General features: G+C 67.2%; 10 protein-coding genes and 1 pseudogene. 5 read left to right on the top strand and 6 right to left on the bottom strand.

Features of this window, described 5'->3' with window-relative positions:
• Nucleotides 1-130: 130 nt before the first annotated feature.
• The 3 genes and pseudogenes from ACGFN2_RS26945 to ACGFN2_RS26935 all read right to left on the bottom strand — a co-directional run.
• A complete protein-coding gene (locus ACGFN2_RS26945) occupies nt 131-1,804 on the bottom strand; it encodes an IclR family transcriptional regulator C-terminal domain-containing protein (protein WP_393364762.1) in 1,674 nt (557 codons plus the stop codon).
• Complete coding sequence (locus ACGFN2_RS26940; protein WP_393364759.1) at nt 1,786-2,376, bottom strand: RNA polymerase sigma factor; 591 nt, start codon at nt 2,374-2,376, stop codon at nt 1,786-1,788. Before ACGFN2_RS26940 ends, ACGFN2_RS26945 begins: the two co-directional genes overlap by 19 nt.
• Nucleotides 2,377-2,783: 407 nt before the next feature.
• Nucleotides 2,784-2,926, bottom strand: a pseudogene (locus tag ACGFN2_RS26935) (HNH endonuclease); the annotation flags it as partial.
• 378 nt (nt 2,927-3,304) lie between these two features.
• Between ACGFN2_RS26935 and ACGFN2_RS26930 the strand changes: the two are divergent.
• Complete coding sequence (locus ACGFN2_RS26930; RefSeq protein WP_393364756.1) at nt 3,305-4,525, top strand: hypothetical protein; 1,221 nt, start codon at nt 3,305-3,307, stop codon at nt 4,523-4,525.
• 52 nt (nt 4,526-4,577) lie between these two features.
• On the opposite strand, the gene ACGFN2_RS26925 is transcribed toward ACGFN2_RS26930, so the two are convergent.
• Nucleotides 4,578-5,324: a DUF6461 domain-containing protein gene (locus ACGFN2_RS26925; protein WP_393364753.1), complete on the bottom strand. Its 747-nt coding sequence runs from the start codon at nt 5,322-5,324 to the stop codon at nt 4,578-4,580.
• A gap of 198 nt (nt 5,325-5,522) precedes the next feature.
• Here ACGFN2_RS26925 and ACGFN2_RS26920 point away from each other — a divergent pair, with 198 nt between their 5' ends.
• Nucleotides 5,523-5,942 (top strand): hypothetical protein, encoded by a 420-nt coding sequence (locus ACGFN2_RS26920; protein WP_393364750.1) that lies wholly within the window; start codon nt 5,523-5,525, stop codon nt 5,940-5,942.
• Here the strand turns inward: ACGFN2_RS26920 and ACGFN2_RS26915 are convergent.
• Nucleotides 5,929-6,195, bottom strand: a complete 267-nt coding sequence (locus ACGFN2_RS26915; RefSeq protein WP_393364747.1) for a DUF6207 family protein — start codon at nt 6,193-6,195, stop codon at nt 5,929-5,931. The genes ACGFN2_RS26920 and ACGFN2_RS26915 overlap by 14 nt on opposite strands.
• A gap of 490 nt (nt 6,196-6,685) precedes the next feature.
• Here ACGFN2_RS26915 and ACGFN2_RS26910 point away from each other — a divergent pair, with 490 nt between their 5' ends.
• Entirely contained in the window at nt 6,686-11,458 is a 4,773-nt protein-coding gene (locus ACGFN2_RS26910; RefSeq protein WP_393364744.1) for a DUF6531 domain-containing protein, read from the top strand.
• 5 nt (nt 11,459-11,463) lie between these two features.
• Entirely contained in the window at nt 11,464-11,964 is a 501-nt protein-coding gene (locus ACGFN2_RS26905) for a hypothetical protein (RefSeq protein WP_208679257.1), read from the top strand.
• 149 nt (nt 11,965-12,113) lie between these two features.
• On the opposite strand, the gene ACGFN2_RS26900 is transcribed toward ACGFN2_RS26905, so the two are convergent.
• Nucleotides 12,114-12,347 carry a DUF6207 family protein gene (locus ACGFN2_RS26900; protein ID WP_393364740.1) on the bottom strand — a complete coding sequence of 78 codons (234 nt, stop codon included), beginning with the start codon at nt 12,345-12,347 and terminating at the stop codon, nt 12,114-12,116.
• Nucleotides 12,348-12,506: 159 nt separating this feature from the next.
• Here ACGFN2_RS26900 and ACGFN2_RS26895 point away from each other — a divergent pair, with 159 nt between their 5' ends.
• Complete coding sequence (locus ACGFN2_RS26895; RefSeq protein WP_393364737.1) at nt 12,507-13,217, top strand: HNH endonuclease family protein; 711 nt, start codon at nt 12,507-12,509, stop codon at nt 13,215-13,217.
• The last annotated feature ends 682 nt before the right edge of the window (nt 13,218-13,899 follow it).

Here is a 13,899-nt window from a genome sequence, read left to right as displayed (position 1 = left end):
GTCCTCTGACTGGCAGTGCGCCCGCCGCGCCGCCCCACACGACCAGGCGAACCGGCGGCGGCAGGCTGACAGCCCCGCAGGACGTCCGTGTGCCACTGGTGCAGGGCGGCGTCCCGGTGAGACTCCGAATTTAGGGCAGCGCACGCCGCGGAACCCCGTCTGACAGCGGCAGATGGCAGCTTTGATCATCGGCGATGAGGTGCGCCAGCAAGATCCCCGTCGCGCGCATGCTGAGAGACCGCGCGGCAGTGATCAACCGCCCGTGCTGATGTGCCGGCAGGGACAAGGCGATGCTCGATGCCCGCCCGGGCAGTCCCAGCGAATAGGCGACGCAGACCTCGGTCCTGGAGTACTCGAGAAGGTCGAACTGCGCGGCATGCGGGCCGTGTCCGTCGAGCACCTTCACAAGGCGACGCGGATTGGTGATCGTCCGATCCGTGAGCTGCACCGATGGATAACGGGTCAGATGATCCATGCGCGAATCGAAGTCGAGTTGCGCCAGGAGGCTCTTCCCCACGGCGCTCGCGTGTCCGGTGTCGCTGAACGGCGCCCATTCCTTGACCGGGGGAGCGGTGCAGCTGTGGGCGGCCTCATGGATGCGGATCTCACCGTCGCTGTAGCTGCTGAGATAGACGGCCGCATCCAGCTCGTCACGCAGTTCAGCGAGCGTCCTCTGCAGCAGCCCGGGATCGGTGCCCATGGTCAGCTGCATGATCGGGCCGGGACGATGAGCCCCCCCGACGCTGTCGACCAGACGCTGTTCACGCAGCCAGTCCAGCAGCCTGACCGTCATGTTCATCGACAACTTCCCGCGCTGGGCCAACGTCCGGGTGTCGATCCCCCCAGAGCTGCTGATGAGGTGGATCAGATCCCGGGCTCGCTGCGCCGTCTGCCACCGGTCCGGCGAGGGGGCGGGGGCCGGGCGGCTGCGCGCCATGTCGTTGAGGACCGCCGGCCGCAGCGCGTTCGCAGACCACCACGGCTCCCCACCGGTGATCCCTCCACGGAACGCCGCGGAGATCGCAGCAGGATGTCCGCCTACGTCAAGGTCAGGTACCTGAAGGGCAGGCACGTCGGCCCGTGGGGGAGGCGGCGCGGAGCAGGCACCCCCGTCCGATGCAGCCACGGCAGCCCCGCCCTGGTCAGGTAGGAAGCGCTTCGGCAGCGGGGGAGCAGGGACCAGAAACAGCGGCGGCTGCTCAGCCCGCGCCCCGGACCTGGCGATACGCGAGCCGCGGCCGGCTTCCCGCTGCGCCGCCGGCGAAGCATCGGCAGGCAGCAACATCTCCTCGCGGATGCCGAGCAGCTCGCGGGCCTCGTCGAAGAACTCGACATCCTCGACCGTGGGCTCGGTCGACTGCGGCTCGGGACGGCGATGCGCGAGCGCCTTCAGCAACCGCGCCGCGTCGCCGTGCCCGAGGCGCGCGGCTTCGGCGATCAGGAACGTGGCCTCGCCCTTCCAGTCCTCGCCGGCGCGCATGGCCACCACAGCGAGCCGGAACAGCGCTCCGGGATGCCCGCAGGAGGCCGCCTCTCCCAGCCAGTCCGCGGCGTCCTGAAGCTCATGACGATCCAGTGCGCGCGACCCGAGCCGGTACAGCGAGTTCGCTCTCGTCCGTGCCGCAGCATCCCGCTGCACGGTGTTGGCCAGCTGGCCGAAGTCCCCGTCGGGGCGGTACCAGAAGTCAGGCGGCCCGACCAGCATCCCCATGAGCTGCACCAGCTCCGCCGGCAGCACCCGCTCCTGGCGGCTGCCACTGCCCTCGTCGAAGCGGCCCACACCCGTCACCTGTCCTTCTTCCATGTCTTGTTCCGGTGCCGGTCTCGGATGAACTCTCCTAGCGCCCGGCGCAGTTCGACCACCGCCTTGTGCCGCTCCCGGTGGACCCGGCCCGCGGGTATGCCGAGCGCTGCTGCGATCTCGATGTCGCTGAGCCCCTGGCTCTGCAAGCGCACGACCTGCTTCCGTGCGCTCACCGACATCGCCTCGATCGCTGGCCAGACCAGTTCCTCGAGCGCGTCGTCGCCAGACTTCTCGTCGGCCAGCTCCGGCAGGGGCTCCAGAACCTCGTCGGCCAGCTCCAGACGACGCTTCGCGCGCATCCGGGAACTGGCGAGGTTCTTCGCGGCTGTTGTGAGGTACGCCGCGATGTTGACCCCCTCGTCCAGCTCACCGGACTGGAGCCGCCGTGCGACGTTGAGGAACGCCTCCTGGGCGATGTCCTTGCATGCCTCCAGCGACAGCTTCTTGTCCGAGCGCCGATGCAGGACCAGAGGCATCCTCGTCATGTACGTGACGTAGTGGTCCAGCAACTCCTTACCTACGCCGCTGACCGCGGCCCCGACCTGGTCGGTACGAGCTTCACGTCCTACCACTGAGCCCGCTCCCTGGAGGACGGACCGCCGACGGCGGAACCTGCATGAACGGTGACTTCCACACGGTTCGCACCGGCGACTTCCACCACTACCGTCCGACCACCAGGCGAGTACACGCAGGACGGACCGAGAGCCCTGCGCCGCGCTTCGATCCGCTTCGCCCGGCGACGCTCCAGGCCGACAGGGAGCAGCGCGGCCACTACGGGAACCGCTCCGTTCACCACGACCGAGGCGAGCCCGGTCCACTCGAAGGCCGTCATCTTGAGTCGATCTCCATCTGCTTGAACAGGACGCGCGTGCGTCCTCGCCCCCTTGACGCTCCCCAAGCCCCAGTTCTCCCTCAGAGATCACAAATGAACAGAAGTGACCGACCGCTTTGAAGAGGTGATCGCTGATGAAGGGCGTTACCGACTACCAGCGTCGGCGGTCCGCGGCATCCACTGGGCGGGGTCCTGGTCGGCCTTGGAGCGGTTGCTCTTGCGGTGACGGCGGACGGGGAGTATTCGGCGCCGAGGTCGTTGGCGTATGTCTGACGACGGGCAGCACTCCACTCGAGGCGTCAGTCCCAGGTTTTGGCCACCTGGACGGCTGCTGGAACGAGGGCTGCGCCCACGCCTGGCAACTGCGCGTTGGCCGTCACCAGGAAGCGGGGGCGTGAGGCGGGGATGCTGGCGTGGCTTGATCTCTATGGGGCTTTAAATCTCTTTTGACGGAATTTCATGTTCCGGGGCACAGTGTCCTGCCCAACCGGCATACGCCGTTATGGAGTTGTAGGTAACGAATAGATTCGTATGCCTTATTTGAGAGGATATCTGTGCACACTCGAAGACGTATAACCCTGGCCGCGGCGAGCGTGACACTGGCGTTAGCCGGTGCCGTGCTGACCCCGGTCTCCGCAACAGCGTCGGCTCCCCGGGCCGGTGAGGAGGTGACGCAGACGGTCGGCCCTGCAGGAGAGAAGCCTCAGCCGCAATCCGCCGGGCCCGTGCAGCTCGACGCTGAGCACACCTGCGACAGCCTGCAGCCGATGCTGGAGGGCTACGCTGCACAAGGCATCGAAACCGTCACCTGCCTCGACCAGCTGGCGCCCTCCGAAGCCACGTCAGAGCCCAGCCTGCCGAACGGTGCGGCTGCCTCGGACGACGCGCCGGAAGAAGCCCCCCTCAGCGCTGCGCCGAAATGCAGCGTCGCCATGGGCCAGTGGTACTTCACCCGCCTTGATGCCTGCGGATCAGCTCGCCTCACCTATGACGTGGTCGACACCCGCACAAAGAAGAAGATCGGCGGAGCCACTTTCACCGCCAAGCAGGAGATCACACTCCAGGCCAAGAGCGGGTCCTGGAAGACGGACGACTCCCTCAAGCTGGATTCAGCCTGGGGCGCGGCCAAGGGGCTGCGCGCGGCGTGGAAGACCGAGTGCAGCAGCGGCTCCGCCTGCGGTGCAAGCAGCGGCTGGAGCGGCGCGCAGGCCATCGCAGTCGGCAAGACCCTCTACGGGGGTACCACCCACAAGTGGAAGGCCGGGCAGAACACTCAGGGGTTCCAGGCCAAGACCACGGTGACCATTACCGGCGCCGGTCAGATCCTGTTGTCCCCGGCTACGTTCCAGCCGCCGGGCAAGATGACGATCCGCTGCGACAAGATCGCCAGTGGCTCAAGCACCGGCTGTGTCTTCCCTTCCTTCACCCCCACGCTGATGCTTCCCCTGCAAAACCGCGGACAGGTCAACGTCGCCTGGTCGATGCAGACCCTCACCGACCACTGGGGCTGGGAGGGCAAGGGCAGCCCGCTCACGCGCGAGATGGACGAGGCGGTCATCAAGGCCAACCGCGGCAAGGTGTGCGACTCGGCGTGGACGGCGGACCCGACCGTCCCCGAAGACAGCTGCGATGAGTTCCCCTTCGCCGCGACCAACCAGAGTGGGGCACAGCTCAACCTCAGCGGCAAGGACTGCGCACAGATCCGCCCCGACACACCCGCCGGCGGGCGATGGACAGTCACCTACGTGAACGACGCGACTGGACGGCGCTGCACCATCGGCCACGTCCCCAACAAGGAGAACGGCTCCGTCGGGGGATCGCTGTCCCTCTTCTACCAAAACCAACGCGTCCTGAACGACGAGAAGTTCTGGCTCGCCGTCGGCGTGTAACCACGCACGAAGCCGTCGGCCCGGCCACCCGGGCCGACGGCCGGCCCGGAGGCTACGAGCCGCCCAGCCCGCGCCCTCCAGAGGTCTTTGCCGTTCCGGCCGCCCGCGGTACACAAGGCTCACCCACCGGCCCGCCCACAGCGCCACCCACGCCACCTGCACCAGTCGACGGAGCGGCTTCGGACGCGTTGTGTTCTGCCGCGGTCTTCTCTGGGCCGAGTCCCTCAGCCGGCAGCTTGCCCGTCAACGTGAGCGTCGTCCGTTCCAGGTCCAAGACCACGCCCGTTACTTCATGGAGCAGAGCCAGGCCGGGATGGTGAGCGGGGCCGCCCGCGCCAAGGAGGCCAACACGCTCCATCTGCCCCACCAGGAAATCCGGATCAGCACCGCCCTTGCGGGCCCGCTCATATGGCGCCGCGGTGTCGACCCCTGTGACGAGGACACCGTCTCGCCAGTACTCGACGAACTCCACGCCATCCACCGTGAAGCAGCACATCGCCTCGGTACCCCGCGATGCCTGCGCCAGCCGCGCCGAGTTGCTTGCCCAGATACTGGCCGGCTCCAGCGAGAAGGCCCAGGAACCCGCCTCCCCGACCCGCGCGACGCCCCAGGACCAGTAGTCCTCCATGCCCGCCCACAGGAACTCGTTCGCCTCATCCTCATCCTGCGGAAGGAACATCTCAGCAGGAACGCCGCCCAGCCGCATCAAGAGTTCGCGGCCAGTTACCTGCTGCGCGAGCACCAGACAGTGCACCTCATATGTGTCGCCGATCCAGCCCAGCGGTGTGCTGTCGGTCATGCCACTCCTCGTCATGTCTGAAGATGCGCCCAATCGTATGGATTACGCGTGCTTTGGCCAATGACTAACCGTCACCCTCAGCGCGCCGCGAACGCGGTGATGGCCAGCTCGGGGGAGTGGCAGGTCACCCCGCAGCACCCACATCTCCGCACCACCCAGGCCGCTCAGCACATAGCCTCATGCGGTTGAGAGGTGGGCATGGAAGAACTGGTCGTCGAAAGCGTCAGGTACAGCGCTCCGTGCGCGGACTGCGGGGCACAGCTGGAGTGCTGGGGTGTCCACGGCCTCGTCGGCGGCTCGTTGCGGTGGGACGTGGAGTCCGTGTGCCCGGCCTGCGGGCAGGCGACGGCCGCCTGCGGCCAGGACCTACCCGCCCGGTTGCGGGACCGGCTGCTCGCCGACAACGGGCCGACCACATTGCACGTGACGGCGCCCTCGGCGGCGCGTGTCATCGTCATGCGGGTGCTGCGCGCCGAGCTCGGAGTCGGTCTGACGGAGGCCAAGGCTGTCGCGGACCAGGTGCTGACAGGCGCGTACTCAGGAACGCTGCCCGAGGTGGAGTACCTCGCCCGAAAGCTGCGTGCAGCCGGAGCCGACGCGGTAGCTACCCGCCCCTGAGGGACTGCTGACAGCGGGGATCAGCAAGTGCCGGGGCAACACTGCCGCCGGACAGGGGCGCGCGGCGCAGGTCGGCGTAGGCGCGGACGGTGACGCCGGCCTGGCCGGGGGTGTGCCAGGGGGAGGAGGGGCCGCTGGAGAGCCATAGCCCGCCGAGTGCCGCTGCGGCTTCGGCGGCGGTTGCTTCGTCGACCGCGGTGATGTCGATGACGACCAGGCCCGGCTCGCTCAGGTGCTCTTCAGAGATCTTCATGACCACACAGACGGCCCTCGCCGACCGGAGGGTTCGCCGCGACGGCGGAAGTCACCCGGACGTGGCTCAGAGAGAATCACCACCGGAGATTGACGGTGACGCGCAGGCGCATTCATGAAGACACTCGCGCTGACCACCGAGGGTTGCTCAGGTACGGACTGCTCCCCATGATCGACGACATGAGTACGGAAACCGTGGTCGAGGCGACCTGGCGCCAGCTGCGCTGACGGCGTCCGCGGTCGTGTGCGCTCCTGACACATCTGCGAAATCCAGGAGCAGACGTAGACCTGGGCGACCTTGCCAAGGCCGCACCACTGCTCGCTCGCGTACCTGTGACGGCGGAACGACGCACTGGCCAGAGCGGCCGGGCGAGGGACGAAGGCTCACGGCACCGTGAAGAGAGGAACGGCCGACTTGATTCCGCCTTGAGGAACCATCTGCCCAGGTGAGAGCGTGTGATCACCTGATCATCGGTACGGGGGATGTTTTCATGGGTGTTGTGCTGCCTGGGTGGGCAGACGAGGTTCTCGACCTCATCGGGGTCTCCTGGCCCAACGTCGACGAGGACGACTACCGCGAGATGGCGACGGCCATGCGGGAGTTCGCCGATGACATTGACGAAGGCGCGAACGAGGCGCATCAGGCTGTCCAGGGCCTGGTGGGCTCGGCGGGCGGTTCGCTGGCCGTGGAGGCGCTCAACGCTCACTGGAGCAAGATCAACGGCACGCATCTTAAGAATCTGGGTGAGTGCGGCCGTATGGCGGCCACGGCGTTGGACGGCGTCGCGGTGCTCATCGAGGGTGCCAAGGCCGGGGCGCTGGTCCAACTGGGCATTCTCGCTGCCGAGGTGATTGCCGCTCAGGCGGCAGCGCCCTTCACCCTTGGGCTGTCCGAGGTCGGCGCGCTGGCTGCGACCCAGGCCACTCGCGTGATCGTGAAGCGGCTGTTCAAAGAGGTCTGTCAGCAGGTCGCCGAACAGGTCATCAGTATCGCGCTGACGCCTGTCGAGGAAGCCCTGGGGGCGATGGTCGGTGACCTCGTAGTCCAACTTGGCGCTAATGCACTGGGTGTCCAGGACGGCGTGGACCTGAACCGGACGGCCAACGCAGGCAAGGAAGGCTTCAACCAGGGCGTGCAGAGCGCCAAGGACGCTGCGAAATCGGCTGCCGGGAACCCGATGGAACTCCTCAGCGCCGGCGGTCGTAGTGGTGGCGAGGGAGGAGCCGGCGCCGCAGGCGGGTTCAACTTCGACCCGGACGAGCACGATCGTGCAGTAACCGGATTGCAGAGCGCCGGCGGCACGTTCCGCAACAAGGCTGGCGGGAAGATCGGCCGGGCCAGGAGCCACCACGGCCGCACCCGTGGCAAGGACGCCATTGCGGATGCGGCGAACGCGATGCTCGACAAGGTCATCGACGGCATCGAGGACGGCGTGAAGAAGACCGCCAAACACCTCGACGACAACATGACCCGCGGCGTCAAACAGATGGCCAAGAACCATCACGACAATGACCGCGCGCTATCTGATCACTTCGCCGGTCTCGGCAAGGGCGGCAAGTCCGACCCGAAGGCCCCCCACACCTCCCTCAACTCTGCGGGCAAGGGCCCTGGCCGACCGGGCAAGGGGAATCCGTCCCTCGCGGAACCGAGCAAGAGCGGCCAGCCCTCGAACGGCAACATCGGCTGCCACACCGCCGGCGACCCGGTCGATGTGGTCTCCGGCCAGATGATCACCAACGCCCGAGACCTGGAGCTCCCCGGACTGCTGCCCCTGGTCCTACGCCGCGCCTACGCATCCGCCTACACGGCAGGCCGCCTGCACGGTCCGGGCTGGTCCTCCACCATCGACCAGCGCATCGAGATCGACACCAAAGGCATCCACTACGCCGGCGACGACGCACAGATCCTGCACTACCCGCTGCCCACCCACACCGGCGAACAAGTCCACCCCGAGACAGGTGCACGCTGGCCGCTCACCTGGGACCGGCACACCGACACCGTCCGTATCGAGGACCCCGACCGCGGCTGGACCCGCCACTTCGCCGCCTCGGGAACAGTGGCCGGCCTGGAGCGCACCACCCGCGCGATCACCGAGATCACCGACCGCAACGGCCACTGCATCACCTTCGTCCGCAACGAGACGGGGGCGCCGACAGAGGTGCGTCACAGCGGCGGCTACCGGATCGCCGTCGACACCATCCCCACCTCGGACGGCCTGCGCATCGAGGGTCTGCGGCTCCTCAACAGCACAGGAACCAACCCTGGCATCACAATCGTCGGCTACGAGTACTACCCAGACGGCCGCCTGGCCGGAATCGTGAACTCCTCCGGCCTGCCCTACGAGTACGAATACGACGACGCCGACCGCATCACCGCCTGGACCGACCGCAACGGCCAGACCTACACCTACGTCTACGACGAGAGCGGCCGGGTCATCCGCGGCATAGGGGAGAACGGGGAACTCTCCGCCCAGTTCCACTACGACCCCACCCACCGAATAACCACCGTCACCGACAGCCTCGGCCACCCCACCGAATACCACTACGACGACCAGCACCGCGTCACCACAACCGTCGACCCGCTCGGCCACACCACCTACACCGGCTACGACGCCCTGGGCCGCATCGTCTCCCGTACCGACGAGATCAACCGGACCACCGGTTTCGACCTCAACAAGCACGGCGATCCGGTCCGCATCACCGACCCCGCCGGCGGCACTGTCGAACTCGACTACACCGAACTCCGCCAGGTCTCAGCCATCCGACAGGACGGCGAGCAGGTCGCCACTTTCACCTACGACCGCAACGGCAACCTGCTCACCACCACCGACGCCACCGGCGCCCGCACGCACCGCCAGTACGACCCCCAGGGCCGCCTGACAACGGTCACCGACGCCCTCGGCCAGAGGCGGCACCTCGAAACCAACACCGCAGGTCTGATCACCGCCGTCACCGATGCCTTGGGCAACACCGCCCGCCTCACCTACGACGCCTTCGGCCGCACCATTGCCTTCACCGACCCACTCGGAGCCACCACCCGCCTCACACGGCGCACCGAAGGCGAGATCACCGAACGCCACCACCCCGACGGCACCACCGAGATCTGGACCTACGACCCCGAAGGCAACGTCACCGAGCAGCGCGACCAAGCCGGAGCGCTCACCCGCTTCACCATCGGCCCCTTCAGCCGGCTAACGGGGCGCACCCTTCCCGACGGCGAAGAACAGCACTTCACCTACGACACTGAGCAACGGCTCCTCTCGGTCAGCACCAACGGCGCCACCTGGAACTACCGTTACGACAAAGCCGGACACCTCGTCGGCGAATCAGACTTCAACGGCAACGGCCTCACCTACCGCCTCGACGGCGCCGACCAACTCCTGGAAACCACCGACACAGCCGACCGCACCACCACCTTCGCCTACGACGTCCTCGGCCAGCTCGTCGAGCGCCGCAACCCCGACGGCTCGACAACCACCCTCAGCTACGACACACGCGGCCTGCTCAAGCAGATCGCAAGCCACGGCATAGCCCTGCACTACGACTACGACAAACTCGGCCGCGTCCTGACCGAGACCGTCAACGGACGCTCCACCACCTACACCTACGACCAGCTCGGCCGCCGCACCAGCCGCACCACCCCCACCGGCATCACCTCAAACTGGTCCTACGACGCCAACAACCAGCCCACCCACCTCGCTGGCACCCTCGGCTCCCTGGCCTTCGCCTACGACCCCGCCGGACAGGAAACCACCCGCTTCCTCGGCAACGGCGCAGCCCTCACCCAGACCTGGGACGCCTGCCACCGTCTGAGTGCCCAGTCCCTCTGGGCCTTCGACCACACCACGCAATCCGCCGATCAGGCCTACACCAGCATCCAGGAACGCACCTACGCCTACCGCACCGACGGCCTGCCCAGTACGGTCACCGACCGCCGCCGCGGCCGCCGCCAATTCGAGCTGACCCCCGCAGGCCGCATCACCCGCGTCACGGCCGACAACTGGACCGAGACCTACGCCTACGACGCCCTCGGCAACATCACACAGGCACACGACACCCGCGAGCCCGACGCCACGACCGCCGGCGAACGCGCCTACACCGGATCGCTGCTGCGCACTGCGGGACGCACCTCCTACGACTACGACGACCAGGGCCGCCTGGTGCGCATGCTGGTGCGCACCCTGTCCGGGAAACGCCGGGAATGGCGCTACTGGTGGGGCCCAGAGGACCGGCTGGTCAGGGTCGACACCCCCAGCCGCGGCTCATGGGTCTACGACTACGACCCGCTGGGCCGTCGAATAGCCAAGCGCCGTCTCGCACAGCGCGACGGCCAGACCATCGCCGTCGAGACCGTCGCCTTCACCTGGGAAGGCGCAAAGCTGATCGAACAGTTCAGCACAGACGACGACGGAAATCGCCGCACGGTCACCTGGGATTGGGAACCTGGCTCGTGGAAGCCCCTTTCGCAAACCGAGCGCACATGGGCCACGGACGCGGACAACGCCCACAGCGACGTCGATGAGCGCTTCTTCGCCATCGTCACCGACCTCGCCGACACTCCCAGCGAACTGGTCACCACGGACGGGCGCATCGTATGGACCGCTGAGGAAGACCTATGGGGAGCGGGGCGCGGTGCCCCCCGGGCGTGCCCCCTGGGCAGGCCCGGGCAGTACCACGATGACGAGACGGGCCTCGAGTACAACCTCTACCGCTACTACGACCCGGCCACCGGGCGCTACCTGAGCACCGACCCTCTCGGCGTGCAGGCCGGCCCCAACCCGCATGCCTACGTTCCCAACCCCCTGTACTGGATCGACCCCCTCGGTCTGGCAAAGCAGCCCTCGGGGATGGGGGGCTGGTACGGCAAGCTTCAGCCCGCCAACTGGACCGACGGAAGCGACAACACCCGCTACGAGATCAACCATCTCCCGGCCAAGGACTGCTACCTCAACCTCGGACTCCCCACCGACCTCAAGGAGTCCACCGGGCCCGCCATCCGCATGGAGTACGACGATCACCGCGACTTCATCAGCACCGGATCCGGCAAGATCAACGACAAGTGGCGAAGGGACCAAGAGGCCCTTATCAGGCAGGGCAAGTTCGATGAGGCAATGAAGAAGGACATCGACGAGATCCGAAGGAAGCACGGCACCAAGTACGACGCAGCCATCAAAGAGATGGTCGACTCCCTGCCGCACAACCGCAAGTTCCAAAAGTACCTGGCAGACAACGGCTGGAAGATCAGGACCTGCCTCCTACAATGACGACCATGGAAATCGAACTGGACCCGCCGAACGGCATCACAGGCTTTCCCCTGGGCATGCCTGCCGAAGCCGTCAAAGCGGCAGCCGCGGAACTGGGCGAGATCAAAGTCCGGGACGAGGACGCCCCGGACTTCTTCCACCCCATGCGGATCCTCACTCTGCACCCCCAGTTCGAGATCAACTTCGTCATGGAAGACGCCAAAACCCTCGAGTACGCCGAACTGTGGATCCCTCGCCCCGGCCCTGAGGAGATCACGGTCCGCTTCCGTGGCATCGACGTCTTCCGCACCCCGGCCCTCCAGCTGATCCGGCAGATCGAAGACATGGGTTTCACCTTCCTGCACGACGAGCCCAGCTACTGGGTGGTGCCCCGCCTCTCGCTCGGCTTCACCCGCACAGCCGGACACGAGGTACCGCTCGACACAGACGGCGAACCGCTCTACTTCCAGGCCGTCCTCACCGGACCGACCGACTACTACGACTACAAACTCGACAGAACCAGCTGAGCTCACACCTGCGAAACCCCGAGGCCACGGGCGCCATCGATCATTCCTGCGCCGGTAGATCTGCACTCGGATAGTGGGAAGCCGCACCGCGAGATGAAACATGCCGGCGCCGGTTTCGTGTGACGGCTCGGTAGGCGCAGCGAGTAGTTTCAGCCGCTGGTGGGGTCGAGACCGCCGGTGGTCAGGGGAGTTCGGCGCAGGTCAGCGTAGGCGCGGACGGTGACGCCGGCCCGGCCCGGCGTGCGCCAGGGTGAGGAGGGTCCGCTGGAGAGCCAGATCCCGCCGAGCGAGGTCGCAGCCTCGGTGGCGGTTGCTTCGTCTACCGCGGTGATGTCGATGACGACCAGGCCCGGCTCGCTCAGGTGCTCTTCAGAGATCTTCATGACTACACAGACGGTCCTCGCCGCTCCGAGAGTTCGCCTCGACTGCGGAAGTCACCCGGATGTGGCTCAGAGAGAAGCACCACCGGAGTGCGGCCGTGACGCGAAGGCGCCTTTGGGTAGACCCATGAAGCTGACGTACTCATCTCACCTGGGAGCCCTATGTTTTCCGTGCGTCGCTTGACTGCTCTGGTGTGCCCGTTGTTGGTCCTGTCCGCGGTCGCGTGCACTCCCGGTGTTTCCCACGAGGACGCGAAGCCGGCGTCGGCGGACCCGAGCTCCTCGCCCTCCGGCGGCAAGAACGGCAGCCTTCGTCTCACGGACGCGATAGGGCGACTGAACGTGTCCCGCGAGGCCCGGGCCGGTTACGAGCGCGACAAGTTCCGGCTGTGGACCGACGCGGACCACGACGGCTGCGACACCCGTAAGGAAGTCCTCCTGGCCGAAGCGGTGAAGAAGCCACGGCAGGGCAAGAACTGCAAGCTGACCGGCGGCAGCTGGCGCTCGTACTACGACGACAAGACCGTCACCGACGCCCGCAAACTCGACATCGACCACGTCGTGCCCCTCGCCGAAGCGTGGGACTCCGGCGCCTCGAAGTGGACGCCGGAGCGCCGCGAGCAGTACGCCAACGACCTGGGCGCGGAGCGCAGTCTCGTCGCGGTCAGCCTGGGGCCCAACCGGACCAAGGGCGACAAGGACCCGGCCGAGTGGATGCCGCCGGCGAAAGACGCCACCTGCACCTACGCCACCGACTGGGTGGCAGCGAAGCTGCGGTGGCAGCTGACTGCTGACCGTGCCGAGGTCAAGGCGTTGCGCACGGTCGCCACGGGGTGCAGGGACGCGACGGTGACGTTCACGCCGGCACCGTAGAACGCTGCGACTCCAGGTACCCCAAGGCGAGGACATCTCTGTGCTGCGGATGTTGCCACCGCTCACGGCTTGAGGATGTCGATAATGTCGCGGAGGGGCAGCCCAGCAACGTACGTGGCAAGGCCGACAACGAGGAACGCGCCGGTGGTGTACACGGCGCCGTTGCTGAGCTGGACCCCCAGCCGACACACGTTGCGCCATGTGGCAGCTCGGATGCGGGCTTTGAACACGCGGAGGCGTCGTATCAGTTGGCCCCGGCGGCTGGGGGGCTGCGCGGGCGGGGGAGTGGTACGGGCGCTGAGGGACATATATGTGCCTTCCGGCGCGGAGGTATGTTCTGCGGATTCGGACAGCTCGGTGGCTGTCGTCCGGGGGGCCGCGCGGTCGGCTGTTTACTCGGCGCTCGGCCGGAGCACGTCCCTCGTTCGGGCCCGTAGGCCCGTGCCGGACGGGTCCCTCAGCCGACCTGGAGCCCACGCTCTGACTGGCTCTGCCGCGTCCTGGCCCCGCGCACGATGCCCTGGCATGGTGTGCGGCGACCGGCTGCGGAGCCGCGCCGGTGCCTCTCTGCAGCGTTCACTCCGACGGATCGGGAACAGAGCGACGCCTCACCCAGGTTGCACGGCTCCCTGCTCGATCGGCCATCCGCGCACCGAGACGTCCGCCCAGCCTGCCGCCCTTG

The organism is Streptomyces sp. NPDC048612 (assembly GCF_043199295.1).
Taxonomy (GTDB): domain Bacteria; phylum Actinomycetota; class Actinomycetes; order Streptomycetales; family Streptomycetaceae; genus Streptomyces.
The sequence above is the reverse complement of the archived record's forward strand: the minus strand, read 5'-3'. Positions and strand labels throughout refer to the sequence as shown.

What these genes read in the sequence shown, in the direction of transcription:
- ACGFN2_RS26945 (WP_393364762.1), bottom strand. Translation starts at nt 1,804, where the DNA reads ATGGAAGAAGGACAGGTGACGGGTGTGGGCCGCTTCGACGAGGGCAGT.
- ACGFN2_RS26925 (WP_393364753.1), bottom strand. Translation starts at nt 5,324, where the DNA reads ATGACCGACAGCACACCGCTGGGCTGGATCGGCGACACATATGAGGTG.
- ACGFN2_RS26920 (WP_393364750.1), top strand. Translation starts at nt 5,523, where the DNA reads ATGGAAGAACTGGTCGTCGAAAGCGTCAGGTACAGCGCTCCGTGCGCG.
- ACGFN2_RS26915 (WP_393364747.1), bottom strand. Translation starts at nt 6,195, where the DNA reads ATGAAGATCTCTGAAGAGCACCTGAGCGAGCCGGGCCTGGTCGTCATC.
- ACGFN2_RS26910 (WP_393364744.1), top strand. Translation starts at nt 6,686, where the DNA reads ATGGGTGTTGTGCTGCCTGGGTGGGCAGACGAGGTTCTCGACCTCATC.
- ACGFN2_RS26905 (WP_208679257.1), top strand. Translation starts at nt 11,464, where the DNA reads ATGGAAATCGAACTGGACCCGCCGAACGGCATCACAGGCTTTCCCCTG.
- ACGFN2_RS26900 (WP_393364740.1), bottom strand. Translation starts at nt 12,347, where the DNA reads ATGAAGATCTCTGAAGAGCACCTGAGCGAGCCGGGCCTGGTCGTCATC.
- ACGFN2_RS26895 (WP_393364737.1), top strand. Translation starts at nt 12,507, where the DNA reads ATGTTTTCCGTGCGTCGCTTGACTGCTCTGGTGTGCCCGTTGTTGGTC.